Origin of the sequence: Roseateles depolymerans (assembly GCF_003387155.1) — a bacterium.
GTDB classification, from domain to species: Bacteria; Pseudomonadota; Gammaproteobacteria; order Burkholderiales; family Burkholderiaceae_C; genus Roseateles; species Roseateles depolymerans.
In genome coordinates, this window is sequence record NZ_QUMT01000003.1 from 165,942 (window position 1) to 189,805 (window position 23,864).

Here is a 23,864-nt window from a genome sequence, read left to right on the forward strand (position 1 = left end):
AACCAGAATAGACACATCCGGAAGTCGCGTCAATGAACCGTGTCCGTCCGCTCTCTCCGTTGCAGCCGCCGCGCGTGGTGGTGGTGGGCGCGGGCATGGGCGGCATGGCCGCGGCGGCGCTGCTGGCGCGCCAGGGTCTGGACGTGCAGTTGCTGGAGCGGGCCGGCTCGCCGGGCGGCAAGATGCAGCCGGTGGAACTGGGCGCGCTGCAGCTGGACGGCGGGCCGACGGTGCTCACCATGCGATGGGTGCTGGACGAACTGTTTGACCAGCTCGGCACGTCACTGGAGCAGCAGGTGCATCTGCGCCGCTGCGAAGTGCTGGCCCGGCATGCCTGGAGCGGCACCGAACGGCTGGACCTGTTCGCCGACATGGCCGAGAGCCTGGAGGCCATCGCCGCCTTCAGCGGTCCCGCCGAGGCCGCCCGCTACAAGGCCTTCTGCCAGCGGGCCGCCCAGGTGCACGACACGCTGGACCGCAGCTTCATGCGCAGCAGCCGGCCCTCGGTGCTGGCCCTCACCTGGCGGGTGCTGCGCCAGCAGGGGCCCGCCGGACTGCGCCGGTTGATGCGCATCTCCCCCTTCACCACCTTGTGGCGCGAACTGGGCCGCTATTTCCAGGATCCGCGACTGCAGCAGTTGTTCGGCCGTTATGCCACCTACTGCGGCAGTTCCCCCTTCGACGCACCGGCCACGCTGATGCTGGTGGCCCATGTGGAGCGCGAAGCGGTCTGGCAGATCGAAGGCGGCATGGCGCGACTGGCGCAAGCGCTGGCGCAGCAGGGCCAGAAGCTGGGCGTGCGCCTGCGCTGCGGCACGGAGGTGCAGCGGCTGCTGGTGACGGACGGCCGCATCTGCGGGGTGCAGCTCGCCGAGGGCGAGGTGATCCCGGCCGAAGCGGTCGTCTTCAACGGCGACGCGCGTGCGCTCACCGCCGGCCTGCTGGGCACCGACGCGCCGCGCGGCCTGCGCCATGGGACCCCGTCGCTGTCCGCCCTGACCTGGCATGCGGAAGCGGTGACCGGTGGCTTCGACTTGTCGCACCACAACGTGGTGTTCGGACCCACCCCGGCCTACCGGCAGGAGTTCGAGGCCATCGCCGCAGGACGCCTGCCCGAATCGCCCACCGTCTATGTCTGCGCCCAGGACCGCAGCGGCCAGGCCCACCGGCTGCGCCCCGGCCTGCCGGCGGGCGCCCGCCGTCCCGAGCGCCTGATGTGCCTGGTCAATGCCCCCGCCGATGCCCATGGGCGCGGCCTCAGCCCCGAGGAGATCGCACGATGCGAAGCACAGATGTGGGAACGGCTGCGACAGGCCGGGCTGGAGGTGACGCTCACCGGCCCGCCGCTGCTGACCCGGCCGGCGGATTTCGCGCGGCGGTTCCCGGCCAGCCAGGGAGCGCTCTACGGACCGGCCAGCCGGGGCTGGCAGGCCAGCTTCCAGGACCGGCCAGCGGGCCGCACGACGCTGCCGGGACTGTTCCTGGCGGGAGGCTCGGTTCATCCGGGGCCGGGGGTGCCGATGGCGGCGCTGTCGGGCCGATTGGCCGCCGCGCAGCTGCTCGAGGACCTGGTTTCGACCTCGTGGTCCCGCCCGGCGGTTATGCCTGGTGGTATGTCGATGCGGTGAGCGATGTGCAGCCGGACGGCAGCGTGCAGGCGCTGACGCTGATTGCCTTCATCGGCAGTGTGTTCTCGCCCTACTACGCCTGGGCGAGGCGCAGACACGGCGATGATGGGGCGCCGGCGCAGGCCCACTGCGCCATCAACGTGTCCCTCTACCGACGCGCCCCGGGCGACGACGGCTTTTCGCGCCTTTGGACGATGACCGAGCGGGGCGCCGCAGCGCTGGCGCGTGATGCGCAGCGTCTGGCCATCGGCCCGAGCCAGTTGCAATGGCAGGCGGACGGAGGCCTGCAGATCGACCTGGATGAGTGGACGGTACCGTGGCCGCAGCGCATCCGCGGTCGCATCACGGTGCGGCCGGGCGCGATGCCCGGCTGGTCCTTCTCGCTGGATCGGGAAGGCCGCCACCAGTGGCAGCCCATCAGTCCGTCCTCGCGCGTAGAAGTGGATCTGCAATCACCGCGGCGTCACTGGCAGGGCGATGCCTATGTCGATGCGAACCACGGCAGCCGCCCGCTGGTGCGGGACTTCCGCAGCTGGCAGTGGCAGCGCGCCACCCGTCCGGACGGCCGCACGTCCCTGCTCTACGAGGTGCAGCCGACCACGGGAGACGGGCAAGCCCTGGCCCTGAGCATCGATCCGGACGGCCATGTGCGCAGCCTGCCCCCGCCCCCGCGCCAGGCGCTGCCCGCCAGTGCCTGGCAGGTGGCGCGCCACAGCCGCGGGCATCGCGCACCACAGCTGCTGGCAACGCTGGAAAGCGGCCCCTTCTATTGCCGCTCCCTGCTGCGGGACGCTGACAGCGGCGCCCTGGCCCTGCATGAAAGCCTCTCCCTGCAACGCTTTGACCAGCGCTGGGTCCAGGCCCTGTTGCCCTTCCGCATGCCCCGGCGCGCCGCCTGGGCCGGGAGCCGCTGATGGCCCGCATCTTCCTGCTGGGCGCCACCGGCACGCTCGGTCAGGCGACTGCACGTGCCTTGCGGCGACACGGTCATGCGGTGGTCGCGCTAGTGCGTCCCCAGGCGGGCGTGGGGGGACGGCTGGCAGGCGCGGAATTGGCGCGACGGCTGCCCGGCGTGGAACTGCGCTTTGGCGACGCGGCAGACCCGGCCTCTCAGCGCCAGGAGGGGTGGCGTGGAGAGCGCTTTGACGCGCTGGTGTCCTGCCTGGCCTCCCGCACGGGTCTGCCGCAGGACGCCTGGGCGGTCGATCATGCGGCCCATGTGCAGGCCTTTGCCCAGGCCCGGCAGGCAGGCGTGCAGCAGGTGGTGCTGCTGTCGGCCCTGTGCCTGCAGAAGCCCCGGCTGGCCTTCCAGGGCGCAAAGCTGGCTGCCGAGCAGGCGCTGAGGACGTCGGGGCTGCCCTGGTCCATCGTGCGGCCCACCGCGTTTTTCAAGTCGCTGTGCGGCCAGGTGGAGCGGGTGCGGCGCGGCCAACCTTACCTGCTCTTCGGCGACGGGCGCCTCACCGCCTGCAAGCCCATCAGCGACGACGATCTGGCCGACTATCTGGCGGGCTGCCTCGACGACCCATCGCGCGTGAACCGCATCCTGCCCATCGGCGGCCCCGGCCCGGCGCTGACGCCGCGCGACCAGGGCGAGCTGCTGTTCGACGCCCTCGGACGCCCGCCCCGCTTTCGGGAGGTCCCGCTGCGGATGATGGACGTGATCGTCGGCGGGTTGACGCAGGTGGGCCGCCTCTGGCCCGCCGCCGCGGCCAAGGCCGAGCTGGCGCGCATCGGACGCTACTACGCCACCGAGTCGATGCTGGTGATGGATCCGCTCAGCGGGCGTTATGACGCGACGCTCACGCCGTCAACGGGCCGCCAGACCCTGGGGGATTTCTTTGCGGCACTGGCGCGCGGCGAGGCGGCGCTGCCGGAGCGCGGAGACCATTCGGTGTTCTGATCCGGGACGGGCGCGTGGGCGCTTACCCGCCCTTGTGATCGTTCGCATCGGCCTGCGCGTCCTTGCGCGCCTGCTCCCGCTTCCACCGACGCCAGTCCCACCACTGCCAGCCTGCCCAGCCCAGGATCAGGCCAAACACCAGCACCAGTTCGATCAGACCGTAGAGGCGGTCGTCGATCATGAACCGATCACGATCCGCTGCGCAGGAACAGCCGCTGCACCGAGCTGGCCCATTGCTGATGCGCCTCGCCCGCGCTGCTGTGCAGCTCGCTGAGTGCGCCGTGCAGCATCTTGCGGGTGAGTCCGGCGGACAGCGCCTCCATCACCGCTTCCACATCCTGCCCCCGGGCCAGTGCCTTGCGGGCCTTCTGCAGCTCAGCCTGGCGCCAGGCTTCCGTCTGCGTCTGCAGCGCCTGGATCAGCGGCACGGCGGAGCGCTGCTGCAGCCACTGCGAAAAACTGTCCACGCCGGCGCTCACGATGGCTTCGGCCTCGCTCACGGCCGCCTGCCGCCGGGCGCCGTTGACCTGCACCTGATGGGCCAGATCGTCCACCGAATACAGGTAGACGTCGTCCACCCGTCCGACTTCGGGCTCGATGTCCCGCGGCACGGCCAGGTCCAGCATCAGCATGGGGTGGCGCTTGCGGCGCTTGAGCGCACGCTCGACGGCGCCCAGCCCGATCAGCGGCAGGCTGCTGGCGGTGCAGCTGATGACGATGTCGAAGTCGCCCAGGCGCTCGGCCACGTCCGCCAGCGGCATCTGCGTGGCATGGAGCCGCTGCGCCAGCGCCTCCGCACGCTCCAGGCTCCTGTTGGCCACCGTCATCTGCAGCGGTTTCTGGGCCGCGAAGTGGGTCGCCACCAGGTCGATCATTTCCCCCGCGCCGATGAAGAGCACCCGGCGACGCGGCAGGTCGTCAAACAGCTGCTGCGCCAGACGCACGGCGGCCGCGGCCAGGCTGACCGCATGGCTGCCGATCTCGGTGCGGCTGCGGACCTCCTTGGCCACCGCAAAGCTGCGCTGGAACATCTGATGCAAGGTGGTGCCCAGTGCACCGGCGCTGTCGGCCTCGCGCACGGCCGTTTTCATCTGGCCCAGGATCTGCGGCTCGCCCAGCACCATCGAGTCCAGGCCCGCCGCCACGCGAAAGGCATGCCGCGCCGCTTCCGCACCTTCGCGGAAATAACTGTGCCGACGCAACTCTCCGGAGGGCGTGCCACCATGCCCGGCCAGCCACTCCATGGCGGGCTCCGCCAGCGCCAGCGCATGACGCGGGCAGGCACTGGCCGGCAGGCCCACATAGACCTCGGTGCGATTGCAGGTGGACAGGATGGCCACTTCGGGCCGCGCCTGCGCCAGATGGTCCCGCAGCCCCTGGATGCTGCGACCCAGCGCTTCGGTGGGAATGGCAAAGCGGCCCCGCAGATCCAGCGGGGCGCTGCCGTGATTCAGGCCCAGGGCAAGTACCGTCATGCCGCACTCCTGCGCCAGGTCTCGTCCCGGATCTTTCGATGGCGACGGTCTTCCTGCTCCAGCCGGGTGAAGAGATCGATGACGGCTTCAGTCCGAGGCCGATGCGCACGGCGCTGCCCGGTGGCGGCGCCAGAAGTGGATGCGGCCGCTGCGGTCGCGGCCTCTGCAGCCCGTGTGGACTCAGCAGCCACGGCCGCCAGCAAAGGCTCGCACGCCGGCAAGGCCGGTTCATGCAGCAGGCGCGCCGAGGGCCGCAGGCTCACCGCCGCGAGCGCCAGCAACTGCAGCTTGCGCTCACGCGGCACCACCGCACGGCGGCTGATGGCATCGAAGCCAGCGGCCTGCACCTGACGACCGACCCCCTGGTAGAACAGCCGCGCTGCGTTGATGCCGGGACGGCATGCCAGCGGCAGGCGGTTGATGCCGGCGGCTGCGCGTGCATACAGCGGGTCGGCGGCCTGCACCAACCGTTGCACCACCGAGGCCAGCGCCGGGCTGTGCTGCGGATGGGCCAACCAGGCGTCCGGCGCCAGCCCGGCCTCGCGCATCCATTGCTGCGGCAGGTACAGCCGTCCCATGCGGGCGTCCTCGCCCACATCCCGCGCGATGTTGGACAGCTGCATCGCCACGCCCAGGTCGCAGGCCCGCGCCAGGGCGGAGGGGTCCCGCGCGCCCATCAGCAGGCTCATCATCGCGCCGACGCTGCCGGCGACACGGGCCGCATAGGCCAGCAGCTCGTCCAGTGTGTCGTAGCGCCGCTCGTCCACATCCCAGGCCAGGCCCTCCAGCAGCAGGTCCAGCAGCCGACGCGGAATGGCATGCCGTGCCACCACCGCGGCCAGTGCCCGGTCCGCCGCCACCGGCTGGGGCCGCCCGTCGAACACCTGGTCCAGGCGCCGGTGCAGTTGCTTCAGCGACAGTCGCCGCCCGCCCTCCACATCCACCGTGTCATCGGCCAGCCGGCAAAAGCCGTACAGCACCGTGGCCGGCGCCCGCACCGAGGGCGGCAGCAGCAGTGAGGCGGCATGGAAGGTCTTGGAATGGAAGGCCAGGCTGGCGCGGCAGACGGCCAGGTCGGCCTCCTGCAGTTCATGCGGGTCGGACATGGGCAAGGCCCTCCTGGATGGGATGGGAGACACGGCGCGGCAGGTCACGGGCATGGGGCACGACGGCGTCCAGCACCCGGGCGGACGACAGCACCCCCGGCAGGCCGGCACCGGGGTGGGTGCCCGCGCCGACGAGGTAGAGACGCTCCACCTCCTCGCTGCGGTTGTGGGGTCGGAACCAGGCACTCTGGGTGAGCACCGGCTCCAGCGAGAACGCGGCGCCCTTGTAGGCACTGAGCCGGTCCTGGAAGTCCTGAGGGGTCAGCATCAGCGAGCTGATGACTTCGCTTTCCAGACCGGGCAGCAGCGTCTCCGACAGGCGCCTGGCGATCGCCGCGCGATAGGGCTCGCCACGGGACTGCCAGTCCACACCCGCTTCGAGATGCGGCACCGGCGACAGCACATAGAACGTGTCGCACCCCGGCGGGGCCAGGCTCGGGTCGGTGGCGGTGGGACGATGCAGGTAGAGGCTGAAGTCGTCCGCCAGATGCTTGTGGGTGAAGATGTCGTCCAGCAGGCCGCGGTAGCGCGGGCCCAGCGAGATCGTGTGGTGCGCGACGTCCGGATACTGGCGCCGCGTCCCGAAATACCAGACAAACAGGCTCATCGAGTAGCGCGCGCGTTCGATGCGCCGGTCGGTCCAGTGGCGCCGATGCTGGGCGGGCAGCAGATGGCGGTAGGTCCAGGCGGAGTCGGCATTGGAGACCACCACATCGGCGGTGATGCGTTCGCCGGAAGCCAGACGCACGCCGCAGGCCGCGCCCTCCTCCACCAGGATCTCCTGCACCGACACGCCGCAGCGCACCCGGCCGCCCTGCCCGTCGATCAGCCCCACCAGGCCCCGCACCAGCGCGCCAGTCCCGCCCATCGCGAAATGCACGCCGAAGCGCCGCTCCAGGAAGGCGATCAGGCAGTAGACCGATGTAGTGGAGAACGGATTGCCCCCCACCAGCAGCGACTGGAAGGTCAGCACCACCCGCAGCTTCTCGTTCTTCACATGCTTGCAGGCCAGGCCCCAGACGGTGCGGTAGCCCTCCAGCTTGAGCAGGTCGGGCAGGACACGGGCCATGTCGGTCCAGCGTTCGAAGGAGACATGGCCCAGCTGCTCGAAACCGACGCGGTAGATGGCCTCGCTGGCCTGGAGGAACTGCTCGTAGCCGTCCACGTCCGACGGGGAGAGGCGGGCCACCTCGCGGCGCATCGCCTCCGCATCCCCGCTGTAGTCGAAGCTCGTGCCATCATGGAAGCGCACGCGGTAGAACGGCGACACCGGCCGCAGGTCCACATCGTCCGCCAGGCGCCGGCCACACAGGGCCCACAGTTCCTCGAAGAGGAAAGGCGCGGTGATGACGGTGGGACCGGCGTCGAAGGTGAAACCGTCCTGCCGATGCACGTAGCCCCGGCCTCCGGGCGCATCCAGCTGTTCCAGCACGGTGACGCGGTAGCCTCGAGCGCCGAGCCGCACCGCCGCCGCCAGACCGCCGAATCCGCTGCCGATGATCACGGCATGGGGCTGGGTGGGGTCACCGGGGGCGACGGCCTGGCTTGGTGTCAACATGCATTTATCTTATGCTTGTCCACTTTAGTTGACAACCGAAATGCCCCCCGAGTTTGCCCCTCCTCCTGCGGGACCGATCGTTTCATCGGTGGCTGCACCGATCGAAAGCCCGGTGACCGTGCAGGCGGCCGGTCTGCGCTGGCGGGTTCAGTGCGCCGGCCCGGACGGGGGCACTGGCACGTCCCCGTGCCTGCTGCTGCTGCATGGCACCGGCGCATCGCTGGGTTCCTGGCGGGGGTGCATGACGGGCCTGGCGGCGCATTTCCGGGTCATCGTGCCGGACTTGCCGGGCCATGGCGGCACCAGCGCATTTGCCGACCGCCGCGCCACCCTGCCCCGCATGGCGCTGGCGGTGGCGGAGCTGCTCCAAGTCCTGGGGGCGGCACCGGTGCTGGCCGCTGGCCATTCCGCCGGCGCGGCCGTCATGGCGCAGCTGGCGCTGGACCATCACGTCCCCACCTTGCGCGGTCTGCTGGCGGTCAACGGGGCGCTGGAACCGCTGCCAGGGTTGATGGGCCTGGTGGCCCCGGCAGCGGCCCGGTTCGCCGCGCGCAGCGCGCTGCTGCCCGACTGGGTGACCCGCCATGCGTCGCAGCCACGCGCCCTGGGCCACCTCATCCACTCCACCGGCTCCCGGCTGGATGCCGACGGCGTGGCCCACTATCGCGAGCTGCTGAGCCAGCCCTCCCACGTGCGGGGCGTGCTGGACATGCTGGCGCACTGGCGGCTGGAATCGCTGCGGCAGCGGCTGCCCGGGCTGACGCTGCCACTGTGGCTGGCCGCCGGACTGTGTGACCGGACGACAGCGCCGGTGCGCTCGCTGGAACTGGCGCGGCTGCTCAAGCACGGCAAGTTCGTGCCGCTGAGCGGATTGGGCCACCTGGCCCATGAGGAGGCGCCGGAGACGATCAACGCCTTGCTGCTGGCGCTGCGGGATCAGGTCGCCGGAGACACGGCCGCGGAGACCGCGGCATAGACCTGGGCGGCCTGCCCATGCGGCAGCGGCACATATCGCGCGCCCATGGCCTGGGCCAGCATCATGGCGGTGGGCAGTGGACGCGGCGCAGTGTCGATCAGCAGACTCTGCAGACCGTCCAGACGCAGGCGCCGAGCCGTCAGCAGGGCATCCTGCACCGCCCTTTCGCGGCCCGGGCTGCCGTCCAGCGCGACGTTGGCACGCGCATCGGTGAGGAAGACCAGCACGGCACGCCCGCCTTCGCGCGACTGCACACGGCACCCCAGCAGCCATGCCGCTTCGATGCCTGCGGCCAGGGGCGTGCCGCCGCCGCCAGGCAGGCTGGCCAGCGCCCGGCGGGCCCGGGCCAGGGACCGCGTGGGCGTCAGCAGCAGTTCGGCGCTGTCGCCCCGGAAGGCCAGCAAGGCCACCCGGTCCCGGCGCACATAACAGTCGGAGAGCAGCAGCTCCACCGCCCCCTTGGCTTCCGCGAGCCGGTTGAGCGCCTGAGAGCCGGAGGCATCCACGACAAACAGCGTGGTGGTCTCCTGGGGCCGCTGGAAGCGTTTGAGATGCACATCCTCGCGCCGCAGCAGCAGCCGGGTCGCGGATGGCGGCAGGCCCTGCTGCTCGCGCTCCTGCGTGCGCAGCCGTTGCCAGGGCACCGCCGCGCGCAGCGTGGCCACGAGGTCGAGGCGACGGCCGTCCGACAGCGGGCCGCGTCGCGAGGCCAGGGGGCGTCCACTGGTGTGGCCACCCGCGGCAGCACCATGGCGGCCGGAGCCTCGTCCCCCTGCATGACCCGCGCTGGCCGTGGCACCGCACAGACTCTGAAGCAGTCCCGCCGGGATCGCGGCCTTGGCCGCCGCCAGCGTGCGGGTCTGAAGCGCATGGCCGGGTGGCGCCGTTGGACGATCGCCGCCAGCGTCGTTGTCGTCCGATGAGGGGTGGCCGTCTGCGCTGTCTTTCGCGTCTGAGGTGTTCGTGTCGAGTGCCTCCGGGAGCGCATCCAGGGTCTCGTTGGGGGACGCATCAGCGCCGTCGTGAGGTGTGCGCGCGGGAGCGCTCGAGTGGGACGACGCGGGCGGAGGACCGCCTGTCGTGCCCTCCTGGCCGCTTGGTTTCTGGGCGGCCGAGTCCGCCTCCTTCGATGCGGCGTCGGACGACGAAGCGCCAGGGGACGCATCGCGCTCCGCCCCAGCCTCCGTGTCCGCCGAACCGGGCAACGCCCGGGCGCGCGGCGCCAGCACCAGTCGTGCCGCCACCTCGGCATCCGCCTGCTCCACCGAAGTCCGGCCCGCGAGCGCAGCGGCCGCACGCGCGGCGGACCACGCCTGCCAGACCGTCCGCATCGAGTCCAGACCCAGCGCCTGCGCGGTGACGCAAAGCGCTTCGATGACCTCGAGGTCGCAGGTCACATGGGGAAGGCAGGCGCGGGCGTCGGCGATGTGGCGCGCCATCGACGGCATCGTCGCCGGAGGCGGAGTCAGGGTCGGAGTCGGAGTCGGAGTCAGGGTCGGAGTCGGAGTCGGAGCCGAGGCCGACGGCGCGGTCGCGGTCTCCGTCGCGGTCGCGGTCGCGGCGCAGACACCGTTCCAGAAGGTGCCCATGCCGCACCAGTCTCTCGCGCTGGCATCCAGCGTCACCATCAGTCCCAGCCGCTCTCGCAAGCTGCCGGGCAGCGCCTCGTCCTCTGTCTGGCCTTCGTCCAATGCCACCAAGGTGATCTCTGGCCCACTGCGCCGCTCACGGTCCATTTGATCGTGCGGATCATCGTCTGATCGATGGGTCGGCTCATCAGCGGCCTCAAGGTTCGGCTCAAGCTTCAACGCAAGGTTCCGCTCCAGGGCCCGCGCATGGCCACGCTCATGGCGTGCTCCGCGGCCTGACTCACGATCCCCGCCCCGATCACGCCCCGCATCCATCGCCGCCACCAGCCGAGCCGCCAGACCCGCCTCGACCCGCTCGGCCATCGGCAGCACCAGCACGCCGCCGGCCGCTTCCGCCAGCAGTCCCGCCGTCGTCACCGGACGCCCCGCCGCCAGACTCAAGCCCAGATCCAGCCCGCCCGACAGCCGCTGCTCATCGATCCTCACCGGCAGACGTCGCCACGGCGTTCCCGTTGGCAGTGCAGCCCGAAGCCCCGCCAGCACGGCATCCCGCTGAGGCCCTGCACCGCCACGAAGCACCAGCCCGCCCAGCCCGGACGGGTCCACGGCCAGCAGCCAGACGGCCTGCCAGACCGGTGGCCAGGGGTTCAGTTCCACAGCTCGGCCACCGCGCGCTCGATGCGCTCGCCCGAAGCGGTGTCATCCAGCGGGTTGCGACGCAAGCGGTGCCGCAGCGCCATCACCGCCACCGCTCGCAGATGGTCCAGCGTCACCTCGGTCGACGCCTCCAGGGCCGCCATGGCCCGCGCGGCTCGCATCAGGGTCAGTTCCCCGCGCAGGCCGTCGCTGCCCACCGCCACGCACAGCTCGGCGGCGCGCTGCAGCACCGGCTCGCCGACGTCCAGGCATCCCACCCGGTCCCGCGCCTGCAGGATCTGCCGCCGGACCTGCGCATCGGCGCGACTCCACTGGGACGCAAAGCCGGCCGGGTCCCGCTCATACGCATCACGCCGACGCACCACCTCGACCCGCGCCGCAATCTCGCGGGGCGTGCTCACCTCCACCGACAGCCCGAAGCGGTCCTGCAGCTGCGGTCGCAGTTCCCCTTCTTCCGGATTGCCGCTGCCGATCAGCACAAAGCGCGCCGGATGCCGCAGGCTCAGGCCGTCGCGCTCGATGACGTTTTCCCCGGAGGCCGCCACGTCGATCAGCAAGTCCACCAGATGGTCCTCCAGCAGGTTCACCTCGTCGATGTAGAGAAAGCCGCGATGGGCCCGTGCCAGCAACCCCGGCTCGAACACTTTGATGCCCTGCGACAGCGCCCGCTCCAGGTCCAGCGCGCCGAGCACGCGGTCTTCGCTGGCGCCCAGCGGCAGGTCCACCACCGGCACCGGCAGCTGGTCGGTCTTGATGCGGCCGCCGGCTTTCAGCCGCTCGCAGTCCTCGCAGACCGAGGCCGACTCCGGATCGCAGTGGTAACGGCAGCCTTGCACTGCGCGCATCTTCGGCAGCAGCGCGGCCAGGCCGCGCACTGCGGTGGACTTGCCGGTGCCCCGGTCGCCCAGCACCAGCAGTCCGCCGATGGCGGGCTCCACGGCGGCGATCAGGATGGCTCGCTTCATCTCGTCCTGGCCGACCAGGGCGGAGAAGGGATAGGGAATGCTCATCTCAAGGCCCTTCCTTCAAGTCCCGCTCGCTGGCATGGCGGCGGGCGCGGCGCACCGCGCTGAACGCCAGCAGCGCCAGCAGCGGCACACTCAGTCCGACAAACAGGTCGACATCCAGCCGCAGGCCAAGCGATCGCCCGCCTTTGGCCATGTAGCCCACCACGCCGGCCATGTAATACACGATGGCCGCAATGGAGAGACCTTCCACCGTCTGCTGCAGGCGCAACTGCAGCTTGGCCCGGCGGTCCATGGAGGCCAGCAGCGCCAGGTTTTGCTGTTCCCGCACGATGTCGACCCGGGTGGACAGCAGATGACTGGCCTGCGCCACCCGCTCGGACAGGTCGTGCATGCGCCGCGAGACCGTCGCACAGGTCGCGACCGCCGGGGTGAAGCGGCGGCTCATGAATTCATCCAGCGTCTGCAGGCCGGTCAGGCGTCGTTCCCGGAGTTCCTCGATGCGGGTGCGCACCAGCTCCGCATAGGCCCGGCAGGCGGCGAAGCGGTATTGACTCGCAGCCAGGCCGCTTTCGATTTCGGCGGCCAGGCGTGTCAGCTCCTGCAGCAGGTTTTCGTCGCGGCCGGTTTCGCGCGAATTCACCGCAGCGATGCTGTCGGCGAGTGAGGCCAGTGACCGCTCGATGGCCAGCAGCCGGGGCGACAGACGCCGCGCCACCGGGAACGCCAGCAAGGCCATCATGCGATAGGCCTCGATCTCGAAGAGGCGCTGCAGCATGCGGCCGGCCACCAGCGGGGTGAAGCCCTGGTCGATCAGCAGCAGCCGGCCGAAGCCGTCGCCATGGATGAGGAAATCGGAATAGACCAGGCCCGCGCCGTCGCCCAGTGCACTGCCCACGACGATGCGGTCGCCGAAACTCTGCCGCATCAGCTCGCCCAGTTCCTGCCCTTCAGACGGGGACAGCAGCTCGGCATGCCCCGCATAGACGGTCAGCCCTGGCACGCCCGCCAGCCAGCCGGTGGGCAGTTCGGCCGCGGCCGTCTCGGCAAACGGCACCGGACCGGCCGATGGCGTCAGCAGCGTGTAGCTGGAGAACTCCCCGTGGCGTTCCCACTTCAGCCGCAGCGTGCCGATGGTGCCGCTCCAGTGCACCGCATCGGCCCCGGGGCCCACCTGCGCATGCTGGCGGCACAGCCGCGAGAGGTGGGCCAGTTCGCGCTCCCGCTCATCGGCATCCACCAGCACGGCGATGTAACTCGCCCGCCCCGGTGGCGCCAAGGGCTCCGGTGGGCGGGCGTGGATCTCCATCGCAAGCGCGGCGCGCTCGGGGAGGTCGGCCGGCAGCAGCCTCATGAGACCGCTCCGGCTCTGGGACGGCGGGGACCGTCCCGGGGGGTCAGGCCTTCTTCACATAGGCCGAGCACCAGCCCTTGGCCGCCACGTGCTTGCCGGCGAAGATCGGACACGGCCCGGAGGCCGCCCCGGCCTTGCCCTGGTACAGCGAGCAGTTGCCGCAGGCCGATCCGGCCACGTACTTGGGCTGCTTGGCCTTGTCCACCTTCGACGCATCGGCGTGGTAGCCGAGTGAAACGGCCGTTGGATCCTTCTCGTCGACCATGGTCTGGGACCAGGCCGGACCGACCAGGAGCCCTGCTCCGGCCAGGGGAACAAGACGGATGAACTGGCGACGGCTGTTCATGGTGTGAGCCTTTCATGATCGCTGGCGACGCAAAGGGGGAGAAACGACCGGTCGGCGCCAGCGGGCCCGAAGGTCGAACAGGTGACTGACTCCAGCCGCGGCCAGACAGGCCGCCACCCAGAGCACACCGGCGCCACCCAGTCCCAGGCGCAAGGCCAGGACCAGACTCACACCGGCCAGCACATTGGGCACCAGCCCGGGCGGCCCTGCAGGACGACGGGTCAAAAACCAGAGCAGTTCGATCAGGCTTGTGGCGAGCACGACCTCGCACAGCCGCAGCAGCACGGTGGTGTCGGTCCAGGTGGACAGCGTATGCCAGTCGGACAGCTCGCTCATGACACACGCGCCAGGCCCAGCAGATGGGCCATGTCCTTGAGGAAGATGCGCACATGGGCCAGGGGCCGTGCCCGCACCAGGCGCTTGTGCATGTAAGCATCGAAGGTCAATTGCTGGACATCGCGGTCGCGGCAGATGCTGACGAAGCGCTCGCGCCGCTTGTCGCTGCTGTACCAGAAGTGCTGCATCAGGCCCAGCACCCAGAACACGCGGCCATGCTCGCGCATGAAGCGCCGGCGTGCCGTGGCCAGTGCGCGGCCCTGCCCAGTGCGCAGCAACTGCGCCACCGCATCGGCCGCCAGCCGGCCGCCCAGCATGGCGTAGTAGATGCCCTCGCCCGAGGCGGGCGCCACCACACCGGCGGCATCACCGGCCAGCACCACATCGCGACCGTTGTCCCAGCGGGGCAGCGGCTTCATGGGGATGGGTGCGCCTTCCCGCCGCAGCGTGCGGGCATGGGTCAGTCCGGCGGTCTCGCGCAGTTGCATCACGCCGCGGCGCAGGGAAAAGCCCTTGTCTGCGCTGCCGGTGCCCACGCTGACGCTGGGTCCATGCGGGAAGACCCAGCCATAGAAGTCGGGCGAGACACCGCCGCGGTAGTGCACCTCGCAGCGTCCCGGGGCATATCCGGCCGGGCGTTCATCCGGCACGGCGATGATCTCGTGATAGGCAAACACAAAGCGTCCGCGGTCGGCACCGGGCACTTCCTGCTGGGCCACTCGCGAGCGTGCGCCGTCAGCGCCGATCACCGCGCGGGTGCGCACCTGCTGCGGGCCTTGTTCGGTCTGGAAGTGGACGATGCAGGTGCCGTCGGCCTCGCGACTGAGCCGGTCGAACTGCCCCACCTGCCGCCGCGCGCCATGGGATGCGGCGCGGGCCCGCAGCCATTCGTCGAACTGCTCGCGGTCCACCATGCCCACGAAGCCGCCTTCGATGGGAATGTCCACCTGCACCGACTGGGGCGAGACCATGCGGGCCGCTGTGGCGCGGGCCACCAGCAGCTCGTCGGGGATGGCGAAGTCCTGGATCAGCCGCGGCGGGATCGCGCCGCCGCAGGGCTTGATGCGTCCGGCCCGGTCCAGCAGCAGCACCTGCAGCCCCTGGCGGGCCAGGTCGTCGGCCGCCGTGGCGCCGGCGGGTCCACCGCCGATGACGACGGCATCCAGGACGGACGGGTCGGAGGATGAGGCGTCGTTCATGAGGCTCTCCGCAGGGGGCTGATGAAGACCTGCGGGACCGCCACAGGACGGGGCTCCACCCGCGCAGCAAGCCACGCGGCCACGACGAAGAGCAGTGCATTGGCCAGAAACACCAGCCCGTAGGCCGGACCGTTGGCGGTGAGCAGCCAGCGCGCGAGGTCGCTGGCGGCAGTGCCCACCAGGCCGCCGAGGGCAAAGGCCTGCGCCTGCGCGGCTCCCCATAGGCCCATGCGAACGCCTTCCTGCCCAGGCCCCTGCGCACCGGCCAGGCCCATCATCGACCCGATGGCGGCAATCGAAAACGCGCCGGTGCAAGCACCCAGCGCAAACACATTGGCCGCCAGCGGCCACCCGGGCCCCTGCCAGGCCGCGCCGACCAGTCCGGCCAGGGCCAGGCCCGAGGCCACGCAGCCCCAGACGGTCCATTGCCGCAGGCTGCCCCAGCGACCGCCGGCCCACCGGCTGCCCGCGCCGGCGGCCAGCAGCATGCCCATCAGCGCCCCGCCATGCTGGGTACCGGAGAGCTGCGTCGTGGCGCCCGGGGTCAGTCCGAACACCAGGCCGGCAAAGGGCTCCAGGATGAGGTCCTGCATGCTGTAGGCCAGCATGGACACAAACACGAAGACGGTGAAGCGACGGGCCCGGGGTTCGGCCCAGGTGTCCCGCAAGGCCTGGGCAAACGGAACAGGCACCGCTTTGGCCTGCGGCAGTCCCGGGCGGTCCCGCCCTTCCAGACGGAACAGCGCCGCGGTCGCCACCAGCACGGCCGACAGCGCCACCCCAGCTGCCACCATCAGCAGCCGCTGCGGCGTGAAGGGGTCCAGCAGACGTCCGGACACCCCGGCGGTCACCACGAAGCCCACGATCATCAGCATCCAGACAGTGGTGGCCGCAGCAGCCCGTCGCTCCGGCGCTACCCGCTTGGCCAGCAGCGTGAGCAGCGAGGTGCCGCTGGCCGCCACGCCCAGTCCGATCAAGCCGTAGGCCAGCACCGCCAGCACCAGGCCGACTGCCAGGTGCGCCCCCATCAGCACGGTGGCCAGCGCCGCCAGCCATCCGCCCGCCGCCAGGGTCACCATGCCGCCCAGGATCCACGGCGTGCAGCGACGTCCCTGGTCTGCCCCATGACCCATGCGCGGACGGGCCACCTGCACGACGTAATGCCAACCCAGCAGCAGACCCGGCAGCAGTGCCGGCAAGGCCATTTCCACCACCATCACCCGATTGAGCGTGGAGGTGGTCAGCACCACGATGGCGCCCAGGGCCGACTGCACCAGCCCCAGCCGCAGCACGCCGGACCATCCCATGAAACCGTTCATGTCACCACCCCTCGCAAGGCAAAGGCACTGACCAGCATGCCGGCCACATACAGCGGGACGCCGAACCCGCTGTACCAGCGGGCGCGCGACAAGGGTTCCGCCAGGAATCGATGCATCAGCACCGCCTGCGCCACCAGCAGCAGGGCCACCGCCAGCGCATGGCCGGTCTGCCCCCAGGTGGTCAGCAGGGCGATGACCACGATCTGCGGCAGCGCCATGACGGCGCAGGCCACCTGCGCCGCACGCGGAGCGCCGAGCATGACCGGCAGGGAGCGGATGCCCATCTGCCGGTCCCCCGGGATGGACTTGAAGTCGTTCAGCGTCATGATGCCGTGGGCACCGAGGCTGTAGAGCAGCGCCAGCGACAGGGAGCGGCCATCCGGCCACTGCCCCATGGCCATCACGGCCGCGCCGGTGATCCAGGCCAGCCCCTCATAGCACAGGCCACAGGCCGCATTGCCCCACCAGCCATTTCGCTTGAGCCGCAGCGGCGGCGCGCTGTAGGCCCAGGCCAGCAGCAACCCGAGCGCGGCGGCGATAAAGCCCACCACCCCGATCTGCCATGCCAGCAGCAGCGACAGCAGCGTCCACAACACCGCGATGTAGAGACCCCAATGGCCCGGCATGCGGCCGGAAGGAATGGGGCGTTGCGGTTCGTTGATGGCATCGACCTCACGGTCGAACCAGTCGTTGACAGCCTGGCTGGTGGCGCAGACAAAGGGGCCTGCCAGCAATACACCGGCCACGATCACCGGCCAGCGGCCATCCACCGTCAGCCCCGAGGCCACCACCCCACAAGCAAAGGCCCACATGGGCGGGAACCAGGTGATGGGCTTGAGCAGTTCGGCAATGGCCGACAGAGCGGGGCGCTGCATGCGGCCTATTCTGGGCCGATGCAGCGGGTTGTCAATATAGATTTACATTGACCGGTGTCAGCATTGAGGTGACAGAGACGGGCGTCAATCCGACGCCATCGTGTCGTCCTGGGTCGTGTCACCCAGAATGCCGTAGCGGCGCAGCTTCACGTAGAGGCTTTGACGCGAGAGACCCAGCATTTCGGCGGCGGACGCGCGATGATCGCGGGTCAGTTCCAGGGCGGCTTCAATGCAGAGTTTCTCGATGAGATCGGTGGTTTCGCCGACGATGTCCTTGAGCGGAAGCCGGCCCACCAGTCCTGTGAGCTGCTCCACCGAGCGCGGCAGCTGGCGCGTCGGCCTTGTTTCGGCAGGCAGGCGGCGGGCGACGTCACGGATGGCAAAGCCCAGGCAGGCCTGGCGGCCATCGGGAACGGCCACCGCCGACACTTCCACCGGGCTGGCCTCGCCAAAGCCGCTGCGCAGCGTGGTGGGGAACAGCCTCAGCACGCCATGCTGGCGCAGGTTGCCGATCAGCACGCTCATGTCCACCGAGGTGCGACCCAGCCAGCGGTCCAGCGGCTGCCCCACCACCGCCTCGCCAGGAGGCAGCTGGAGCATGTCGCCAAACGCCTGGTTGGCGCTGAGGATGCGGCCCTGCATGTCCGTCAGCACGAAGGCGTCCGGCAGCGTATTGACCACATCCAGCAGGGAGGGCGAGGCCTCGCCCTGCGAAGCGCCCTTCTGCGGGGACGTCGCTGCGGTGGACGACAAGCGGGCCAGCAGCAAGGTGGTGCTGTCCTGGCGGAAGGCGGAGGCGGACAGATGCAGCTCAGCGCCCTGCCCGGCGGTGCCGGACGGTGCCGCCAGACGCACCGGCAGATCGTCGCAGCGTCCGCCGCTGCGGGCCTGGGCCAGCGCCGCCTGGGCGTCGGCCTGGCTGCCCGCCTGCAGCAAGTCCAGCAGGCTGCGGCCGATCAGCCGCTTGCCGGCGTCACCCAGCAGCTGCGTCGCCGCCGCGTTGTGTTCAAAGACCACCAGCGAGCTGGCATCCAGCACCAGCACCGCTTCGTCGACCGCCTCGAACAGCAGGCGGTAGCGGGCCTCGGTGTGGCGAAGGCGCAGATAGTCGCGTTCCATCGACTGCTGGGCGTCGACCAGGCGCTGCTGCACCGCGGCCACTTCGCGCAGGTCACGGCCCAGGGCCAGCACGCCGCCCTGTGCGTCCAGCGGGACGATGCTGTAGCTGATCGGCAGGTCGATGCCGCCAGACAAGGCATGGGTGACCTGCCGCTCGGGCATCACGGCCGCCGTCGTGCCCGGATCGGCAGCGGGCTGACCCGCCGCCAGCATGGCCTGCACCTTGCCGCGGTTTTCAATGGTGACGGTTTCCGACCAGCGACGGCCGACCCATTGCCGCAATTCCGCCAGCTCCGCTGCTGCCGAGGCACCCAGCGACACATCCCGGATCACGCCCTGGCTGTCAACGACCAGTGCGACGTCGCACGCGGCGGCAACGATCCGAGCCAGAAAATCGGCACTCATCCCGGCGAAGTGGCGCTCCGGCGCCTCGAAACGCTGGGGGTGGGCCGCGGTACCGTGGGTCTGCATCAAAGTCCCTGTTGTGATTCATGCGGCACGACATGCCCCGAGCCGCCAGTGTTCCAGTGCGTTCATCTGTCCACAAAACCGTCCGCCGAGCCGTTCGCCGAGCCGTCGGGCCAGTGAGGGCATGTGGTAAGTCATGCCCGCCTGTCCCTGTTTGCGGCATCCAACGTGCCTGACGGTGAGAGGCTGAGGGTCTCTTCCTCAACCCTGCGTCAAGCGTGTCTCACATCGGCTTCCAGCCAGGCATTCGCCAAGTCCACCGCCGCCTGCGCGTTGATGGCCATCGCATCCGCGCCGCAGCGCTGCGCCAGGTCCGGCAGCTGGGCCGCCATCGGCCCACCGACCATCACGACCAGCTTCGTATTGGCGGACACCCGTCGTATGTCAAGAATAGCAGACGCTATCTGAGGAATGGTCTCGCTCGATGCGATTGACAGACCAAACACGTCGAAATGCTCACACGCGAGTTGACGCTTCATCTGATGCCAGCTGGCCATCGGTTCACATTGCACCTGCCAGCCGCCTCGGGTGAAGAATTCCGCCACGATGCTCAGCCCGAAGGTGTGCTGCGTGCCTGGCTCGGCCGCCAGCATGCAGCGGCGGGAGGCGCCCGGTCCGCGGAACATGGGCAGATCGCGCTGCGCATGGTCATGCAGCACCCGCTGCAGTCGCCACAGGCCGATGGTGACCTCGGAGAAACTGTAGCGGTCTTCTTCCCACAGCTCCCCCATGTAGCGGGCACTGGCCGAGAGCAGGTCCAGGAAGACCTGCTCAGGCGTGGCCCCCTGCGCCACCAAACCGCGCATATAGGTGGGGGCGGCGTCGGCATCGCCCTGCACGGCCAGCTCGCTGAGCTTGAGCACATGGGCATGGGTCGGCACAAAACGCGGCGGCGGCTTGACGGCACCCAGAGAAGGCACACGGTGCAGCAGCATCAGCCGCGGAATGATCTCGGCCTCGACCAGCCGGGTCAGCTGATCTTCGGCGGCATCGTCCAGATGCGGGGCGGCGCGAGCGGGGGGGCCGTCCTGTGAGTCGTCACGCGCCGCCAGCAGCGCATTGATCGTCAGCGCATCCACTGCGCCCCTGACTGCACGATCGGGTGCAGCCTCCATGTCGGCACGGCGCCGCTGCAGCGGGCGCTTGGCCTGCCGATTCGTTGTCCATCCAGCCACCACGCGTCTCCTCTGGGGTGGATCGGCAGCATCAGGTTCCCTGTGGGGCAGGAGAGCATTGGCCCCTGTCCGCGGCGCTGGGCAGCGTCAGAAATCGAAGCAAACCGTTGAGGTCTTCTTACTCTGGTCTTTATTTTTTGGACAGCGCAGCGGCGAGCCCTTTCGGGCGGCCACTGCTTGGCGCAATGTCCCCCTCGCTGACCTTGCCGTCAAGATGTATTTCAGGCGACAAGACTTTCTGTCCATTTTTTATTACGTCAATCTGGATTGACATCCATTCGGGGCAGGCCTAGATTCGGCCCCATGTTGCAGCCCCTGCCTTCGCCCGCCCTGTCCCGCCGCCCAGTGGCGGACCGGCCCCGCCCGGCCCTCTACACGCCGCAGGAGCGGGCCCGGCGCGATGCGACGGGCTGGACCCTGGTGCAGGGCATCCTCGCACCGCTGCAGTTCCTGGTGTTCCTGGTCAGCCTGGGTCTGGTGCTGCGCTACCTGGTCACCGGCCACGGCGAGTCGCCAGCGGTCGTCTCGGTGCTGGTCAAGACGCTGCTGCTCTACACCATCATGATCACCGGCTGCATCTGGGAGAAGGTGGTCTTCGGGCGCTGGCTGTTCGCGCCGGCCTTCTTCTGGGAAGACGTCTTCAGCATGGCGGTGCTGGCCCTGCATACCGCCTACCTGCTGTGCTGGTGGGGCGGCTGGCTGGACAGCCGGCCGCAGATGCTGCTGGCGCTGGCCGCCTACGCGGCCTATCTGATCAATGCGGTGCAATTCATTTTGAAGCTGCGGATGGCGCGGCTGCAGGGAGCGGCCGCATGAGCCCCGTCATTCCCATCCAGGTGGAACACGGCTGCCAGGACGCGCCGGTGCTGCGCGAGCGCGGCCAGCGCGAAGTGTTCTGCGGCCTCACCGGCATCATCTGGCTGCACCGCAAGATGCAGGACGCCTTCTTCCTGGTGGTGGGGTCACGCACCTGTGCCCACCTGATCCAGTCGGCGGCCGGCGTGATGATCTTTGCCGAGCCCCGCTTTGCTACCGCCATCCTGGATGAACGGGACCTGGCGGGCCTGGCCGATGCGCAGGACGAGCTGGACCGGGTGGTGCACCGCCTGCTGGAGCGCCGGCCGGACATCCGGCTGCTGTTCCTGGTGGGCTCCTGCCCGTCCGAGGTGATCAAGCTGGACCTGTCCCGCGCCGCCGCGCGGCTGAGCCAGCGGCATGCCCCGCAGGTGCGGGTGCTCAGTTATTCGGGCAGCGGCATCGAGACCAGCTTCACCCAGGGGGAAGATGCGTGCCTGGCGGCCCTGGTGCCCACGCTTCCGGACCTGCCGACCCTGCCGACGCCACCCGCTTCAGCGACCGGCCAGGACGCCGCGCCGGAACTGCTGATCGTGGGCGCTCTGGCGGACGTGGTGGAAGACCAGTTCCGACGCCAGTTCGAGGCGCTGGGCCTGACGCAGGTCCGCTTCTTCCCGCCGCGCCACACCGGCGCCCTGCCCCCTGTCGGCCCGCGCACCCGCTTCCTGCTGGCACAGCCCTTCCTGGGCGATACCGCGCGGGCCCTGGAAGCGCGGGGCGCGCGCCACATTCCCGCGCCGTTCCCGCTGGGGGCGGAAGGCAGCGCGGCCTGGCTGACGGCGGGTGCCGCCGCGCTGGGCCTGTCGGCCGAGCGTACCGCCCCCCTCATCGCGCCCTGGCGGCAGCGGGCGGAGCGGGCCCTGGCCGTCCATCGGCAACGCCTCGCGGGCCAGCGCATCTTCTTCTTCCCGGATTCACAGCTGGAGATTCCGCTGGCCCGATTCCTGTCCCGCGAGCTGGGCCTGCAGCTGGTGGAGGTGGGCACGCCCTATCTGCACCGCGGCCATCTCGCCGAGGAACTGGCCCTGCTGCCGTCGGGCACGCAGTTGTCGGAAGGGCAGGACGTGGAGCGTCAGCTGGACCGCTGCCGTGCTGCCCGCCCGGACCTGGTCGTCTGCGGCCTGGGGCTGGCCAATCCGCTGGAGGCAGAGGGCTTCACCACCAAGTGGTCCATCGAGCTGGTCTTCACCCCCATCCACGGCTTCGACCAGGCCGCGGACCTGGCGGCCCTCTTCACCCGCCCGCTGGACCGTCGCCAGCGTCTGGCCGCCTGAGGACCCACCATGCAGCTCACGCTCTGGACCTACGAAGGCCCCCCGCATGTTGGCGCCATGCGCGTGGCCACCGCCCTGCGCGGCGTGCATTACGTGCTGCATGCGCCGCAGGGCGACACCTACGCCGACCTGCTGTTCACCATGATCGAGCGGCGCCCGGAGCGTCCGCCCGTCACCTACACCACCTTCCAGGCCCGGGACCTGGGCGGCGACACCGCACAGCTCTTCAAGGATGCGGTGAAGCAGGCTTACGACCGCTTCCAACCTCAAGCGATGCTGGTGGGCGCCTCCTGCACGGCCGAGCTGATCCAGGACGACCCGGGTGGCCTGGCCGCTGCCCTGGACCTGCCCATCCCTGTGATCCCCCTGGAGCTGCCGGCCTACCAGCGCAAGGAAAACTGGGGCGCGGCCGAGACCTTTTATCAACTGGTGCGCACGCTGGTCGTCAAGCCGCAGGCCAGCCGCGTCCGCGGCGCCGTGCCGCGCTGCAACGTGCTGGGACCGACGGCGCTGGGATTCCGTCATCGCGACGATCTGCGCGAGATCACCCAGCTGCTGCAGCAACTGGGCATCGAGATCAATGTGGTGGCGCCCTGGCAGGCCACGCCGGCCGACCTGGCGCGGCTGGCGGATGCCGATTTCAACGTGGTGCTGTATCCCGAGGTGGCGCAGACCGCGGCCGCCTGGCTGCGTCGCCAGCTGGGACAGCCGTCCACCACCATCATCCCCATCGGCGCCCGCGCCACGCAGGACTTCATCGAGGAGGTCAGCACGCTGGCAGGCCTGGGCACGGGCGACGGCGCCGAGCGGCATGCGGTGCGTGTGCGAGACCTGGCCGCCGGCCTGTCGCGCTCTCCCTGGTATGCCCGCTCGGTCGATTCCAACTACCTGACCGGCAAGCGTGTGTTCATCTTCGGCGACGCCACCCATGCGATCGCAGCGGCACGGGTGGCGACCGAGGAATTCGGCTTCGAGCTGGTGGGCCTGGGCAGCTACAGCCGCGAATTCGGCCGCGAGTTGCGCGCTGCCGCGGCGCACTACGGCCTGGAAGCGCTGATCACCGACGACTATCTGGAGGTGGAGGCAGCCATCAGCGCCGCCACCCCCGAGCTGGTGCTGGGCACGCAGATGGAGCGCCACATGGCCAAGCGGCTGGGGGTGCCCTGCGCCGTCATCTCCGCGCCGGTGCATGTGCAGGACTTCCCGGCCCGTCATGCGCCGCAGATGGGCTTCGAGGGCGCCAATGTGCTGTTCGACACCTGGGTCCATCCCCTGATGATGGGTCTGGAAGAACACCTGCTGGGCATGTTCCGCGGTGACTTCGAATTCCATGCGGATGCGTTGCCGTCCCATCTGGGGCATGCGGCGCGGCCGGTGTCGATGGCATCCCGTGATGCGCCGATGCATGAGGCGACAGAGGCGGCGACAGGTGAGCCGACAGGTGAAGCGATGGATGCGGCGATCGCGGTGCAGACAGCCCCGATCGCAGCCCCACGGCCCATCGAAGTACCGCCGCAGGATGCCCCCTGGTCCGCCGATGCGGAGCAGGAGCTTCGCAAGATTCCCTTCTTCGTCCGCGCCAAGGCCCGTCGCAATACCGAGGCCTATGCCCGCAGCCGGCAGTTGCCGCTCATCACCCTGGAGACGCTGTATGACGCCAAGGCGCACTTCAGTCGCTGAGCCTCGG

21 protein-coding genes are annotated in these 23,864 nt (G+C 70.0%); 7 read left to right on the forward strand and 14 right to left on the reverse strand.

From position 1 onward, the window contains the following. The first annotated feature begins 32 nt into the window (after positions 1-32). The 3 genes from crtD to DES44_RS14580 are packed head-to-tail and all read left to right on the forward strand — an operon-like array spanning position 33 to position 3,531. A complete protein-coding gene (gene crtD, locus DES44_RS14570; RefSeq protein ID WP_058933982.1) occupies positions 33-1,628 on the forward strand; it encodes a 1-hydroxycarotenoid 3,4-desaturase CrtD in 1,596 nt (531 codons plus the stop codon). Then, the gene (locus tag DES44_RS14575; RefSeq protein ID WP_198164899.1) at positions 1,583-2,542 is read left to right on the forward strand and encodes a carotenoid 1,2-hydratase family protein; all 960 of its coding nucleotides are present in this window, start codon (positions 1,583-1,585) and stop codon (positions 2,540-2,542) included. The genes crtD and DES44_RS14575 overlap by 46 nt, the downstream gene beginning before the upstream one ends. Then, positions 2,542-3,531, forward strand: coding sequence for an NAD(P)H-binding protein (locus DES44_RS14580; RefSeq protein ID WP_116001631.1), 990 nt, complete (start codon positions 2,542-2,544; stop codon positions 3,529-3,531). The genes DES44_RS14575 and DES44_RS14580 overlap by 1 nt, the downstream gene beginning before the upstream one ends. Before the next feature lie 22 nt (positions 3,532-3,553). Here the strand turns inward: DES44_RS14580 and DES44_RS25110 are convergent, their stop codons facing one another. From DES44_RS25110 to DES44_RS14595, 4 genes are read right to left on the reverse strand one after another with little or no spacing between them, the layout of a single operon-like run. Further along, positions 3,554-3,712, reverse strand: a complete 159-nt coding sequence (locus tag DES44_RS25110) for a hypothetical protein (RefSeq protein WP_157592934.1) — start codon at positions 3,710-3,712, stop codon at positions 3,554-3,556. 7 nt (positions 3,713-3,719) lie between these two features. Next, positions 3,720-5,006, reverse strand: a complete 1,287-nt coding sequence (gene hemA, locus DES44_RS14585; RefSeq protein ID WP_058933981.1) for a glutamyl-tRNA reductase — start codon at positions 5,004-5,006, stop codon at positions 3,720-3,722. Further along, the gene (locus tag DES44_RS14590; protein ID WP_058933980.1) at positions 5,003-6,112 is read right to left on the reverse strand and encodes a phytoene/squalene synthase family protein; all 1,110 of its coding nucleotides are present in this window, start codon (positions 6,110-6,112) and stop codon (positions 5,003-5,005) included. The genes hemA and DES44_RS14590 overlap by 4 nt, the downstream gene beginning before the upstream one ends. Continuing rightward, positions 6,096-7,670 carry a phytoene desaturase gene (locus DES44_RS14595; protein ID WP_058933979.1) on the reverse strand — a complete coding sequence of 525 codons (1,575 nt, stop codon included), beginning with the start codon at positions 7,668-7,670 and terminating at the stop codon, positions 6,096-6,098. Before DES44_RS14595 ends, DES44_RS14590 begins: the two co-directional genes overlap by 17 nt. A 40-nt stretch (positions 7,671-7,710) precedes the next feature. On the opposite strand from DES44_RS14595, the gene bchO reads away from it, so the two are divergent. After that, entirely contained in the window at positions 7,711-8,646 is a 936-nt protein-coding gene (bchO, locus tag DES44_RS14600; protein ID WP_083525350.1) for an alpha/beta fold hydrolase BchO, read from the forward strand. Here bchO and DES44_RS25310 read toward each other — a convergent pair. The 10 genes from DES44_RS25310 to DES44_RS14650 all read right to left on the reverse strand — a co-directional run bounded on the left by DES44_RS25310 (position 8,607) and on the right by DES44_RS14650 (position 20,048). After that, entirely contained in the window at positions 8,607-10,892 is a 2,286-nt protein-coding gene (locus DES44_RS25310; protein ID WP_058933977.1) for a VWA domain-containing protein, read from the reverse strand. The two genes, bchO and DES44_RS25310, sit on opposite strands and share 40 nt — an antisense overlap. After that, positions 10,883-11,902 carry a magnesium chelatase ATPase subunit I gene (gene bchI, locus DES44_RS14610; protein ID WP_058933976.1) on the reverse strand — a complete coding sequence of 340 codons (1,020 nt, stop codon included), beginning with the start codon at positions 11,900-11,902 and terminating at the stop codon, positions 10,883-10,885. The genes DES44_RS25310 and bchI overlap by 10 nt, the downstream gene beginning before the upstream one ends. Before the next feature lies 1 nt (position 11,903). Beyond that, positions 11,904-13,211 carry a DUF3422 family protein gene (locus DES44_RS14615; protein WP_058933975.1) on the reverse strand — a complete coding sequence of 436 codons (1,308 nt, stop codon included), beginning with the start codon at positions 13,209-13,211 and terminating at the stop codon, positions 11,904-11,906. Between the two features lie 43 nt (positions 13,212-13,254). Further along, positions 13,255-13,557, reverse strand: a complete 303-nt coding sequence (locus DES44_RS14620; RefSeq protein ID WP_058933974.1) for a high-potential iron-sulfur protein — start codon at positions 13,555-13,557, stop codon at positions 13,255-13,257. A 12-nt stretch (positions 13,558-13,569) separates the two neighbouring features. Beyond that, complete coding sequence (locus tag DES44_RS14625) at positions 13,570-13,893, reverse strand: hypothetical protein (RefSeq protein ID WP_058933973.1); 324 nt, start codon at positions 13,891-13,893, stop codon at positions 13,570-13,572. Continuing rightward, a complete protein-coding gene (locus DES44_RS14630) occupies positions 13,890-15,092 on the reverse strand; it encodes a geranylgeranyl diphosphate reductase (protein WP_058933972.1) in 1,203 nt (400 codons plus the stop codon). Before DES44_RS14630 ends, DES44_RS14625 begins: the two co-directional genes overlap by 4 nt. Beyond that, positions 15,089-16,411 carry a BCD family MFS transporter gene (locus DES44_RS14635; protein ID WP_058933971.1) on the reverse strand — a complete coding sequence of 441 codons (1,323 nt, stop codon included), beginning with the start codon at positions 16,409-16,411 and terminating at the stop codon, positions 15,089-15,091. Before DES44_RS14635 ends, DES44_RS14630 begins: the two co-directional genes overlap by 4 nt. Then, positions 16,408-17,286, reverse strand: a complete 879-nt coding sequence (gene chlG, locus DES44_RS14640) for a chlorophyll synthase ChlG (protein ID WP_083525349.1) — start codon at positions 17,284-17,286, stop codon at positions 16,408-16,410. The genes DES44_RS14635 and chlG overlap by 4 nt, the downstream gene beginning before the upstream one ends. An 84-nt stretch (positions 17,287-17,370) precedes the next feature. Continuing rightward, positions 17,371-18,876 (reverse strand): transcriptional regulator PpsR, encoded by a 1,506-nt coding sequence (gene ppsR, locus DES44_RS14645; protein WP_083525348.1) that lies wholly within the window; start codon positions 18,874-18,876, stop codon positions 17,371-17,373. Positions 18,877-19,085: 209 nt separating this feature from the next. Then, the gene (locus tag DES44_RS14650; RefSeq protein WP_147307100.1) at positions 19,086-20,048 is read right to left on the reverse strand and encodes a cobalamin B12-binding domain-containing protein; all 963 of its coding nucleotides are present in this window, start codon (positions 20,046-20,048) and stop codon (positions 19,086-19,088) included. A gap of 303 nt (positions 20,049-20,351) precedes the next feature. On the opposite strand from DES44_RS14650, the gene bchF reads away from it, so the two are divergent. From bchF to bchB, 3 genes are read left to right on the forward strand one after another with little or no spacing between them, the layout of a single operon-like run. Further along, the gene (bchF, locus tag DES44_RS14655) at positions 20,352-20,864 is read left to right on the forward strand and encodes a 2-vinyl bacteriochlorophyllide hydratase (protein WP_058933969.1); all 513 of its coding nucleotides are present in this window, start codon (positions 20,352-20,354) and stop codon (positions 20,862-20,864) included. Continuing rightward, a complete protein-coding gene (locus tag DES44_RS14660; RefSeq protein WP_058933968.1) occupies positions 20,861-22,177 on the forward strand; it encodes a ferredoxin:protochlorophyllide reductase (ATP-dependent) subunit N in 1,317 nt (438 codons plus the stop codon). Before bchF ends, DES44_RS14660 begins: the two co-directional genes overlap by 4 nt. Before the next feature lie 9 nt (positions 22,178-22,186). Next, on the forward strand, positions 22,187-23,857 hold the full coding sequence (gene bchB / locus DES44_RS14665; protein WP_058933967.1) for a ferredoxin:protochlorophyllide reductase (ATP-dependent) subunit B: 1,671 nt from the start codon (positions 22,187-22,189) through the stop codon (positions 23,855-23,857). Positions 23,858-23,864: the final 7 nt, after the last annotated feature.

Excerpts from the sequence above, each read along its gene's own strand:
- crtD (WP_058933982.1), top strand. The coding sequence starts at position 33 with ATGAACCGTGTCCGTCCGCTCTCTCCGTTGCAGCCGCCGCGCGTGGTG.
- DES44_RS14580 (WP_116001631.1), top strand. The coding sequence starts at position 2,542 with ATGGCCCGCATCTTCCTGCTGGGCGCCACCGGCACGCTCGGTCAGGCG.
- DES44_RS25110 (WP_157592934.1), bottom strand. The coding sequence starts at position 3,712 with ATGATCGACGACCGCCTCTACGGTCTGATCGAACTGGTGCTGGTGTTT.
- hemA (WP_058933981.1), bottom strand. The coding sequence starts at position 5,006 with ATGACGGTACTTGCCCTGGGCCTGAATCACGGCAGCGCCCCGCTGGAT.
- DES44_RS14590 (WP_058933980.1), bottom strand. The coding sequence starts at position 6,112 with ATGTCCGACCCGCATGAACTGCAGGAGGCCGACCTGGCCGTCTGCCGC.
- DES44_RS14595 (WP_058933979.1), bottom strand. The coding sequence starts at position 7,670 with ATGTTGACACCAAGCCAGGCCGTCGCCCCCGGTGACCCCACCCAGCCC.
- bchO (WP_083525350.1), top strand. The coding sequence starts at position 7,711 with ATGCCCCCCGAGTTTGCCCCTCCTCCTGCGGGACCGATCGTTTCATCG.
- bchI (WP_058933976.1), bottom strand. The coding sequence starts at position 11,902 with ATGAGCATTCCCTATCCCTTCTCCGCCCTGGTCGGCCAGGACGAGATG.
- DES44_RS14615 (WP_058933975.1), bottom strand. The coding sequence starts at position 13,211 with ATGAGGCTGCTGCCGGCCGACCTCCCCGAGCGCGCCGCGCTTGCGATG.
- DES44_RS14620 (WP_058933974.1), bottom strand. The coding sequence starts at position 13,557 with ATGAACAGCCGTCGCCAGTTCATCCGTCTTGTTCCCCTGGCCGGAGCA.
- DES44_RS14625 (WP_058933973.1), bottom strand. The coding sequence starts at position 13,893 with ATGAGCGAGCTGTCCGACTGGCATACGCTGTCCACCTGGACCGACACC.
- DES44_RS14630 (WP_058933972.1), bottom strand. The coding sequence starts at position 15,092 with ATGAACGACGCCTCATCCTCCGACCCGTCCGTCCTGGATGCCGTCGTC.
- DES44_RS14635 (WP_058933971.1), bottom strand. The coding sequence starts at position 16,411 with ATGAACGGTTTCATGGGATGGTCCGGCGTGCTGCGGCTGGGGCTGGTG.
- chlG (WP_083525349.1), bottom strand. The coding sequence starts at position 17,286 with ATGCAGCGCCCCGCTCTGTCGGCCATTGCCGAACTGCTCAAGCCCATC.
- ppsR (WP_083525348.1), bottom strand. The coding sequence starts at position 18,876 with ATGCAGACCCACGGTACCGCGGCCCACCCCCAGCGTTTCGAGGCGCCG.
- bchF (WP_058933969.1), top strand. The coding sequence starts at position 20,352 with ATGTTGCAGCCCCTGCCTTCGCCCGCCCTGTCCCGCCGCCCAGTGGCG.
- DES44_RS14660 (WP_058933968.1), top strand. The coding sequence starts at position 20,861 with ATGAGCCCCGTCATTCCCATCCAGGTGGAACACGGCTGCCAGGACGCG.
- bchB (WP_058933967.1), top strand. The coding sequence starts at position 22,187 with ATGCAGCTCACGCTCTGGACCTACGAAGGCCCCCCGCATGTTGGCGCC.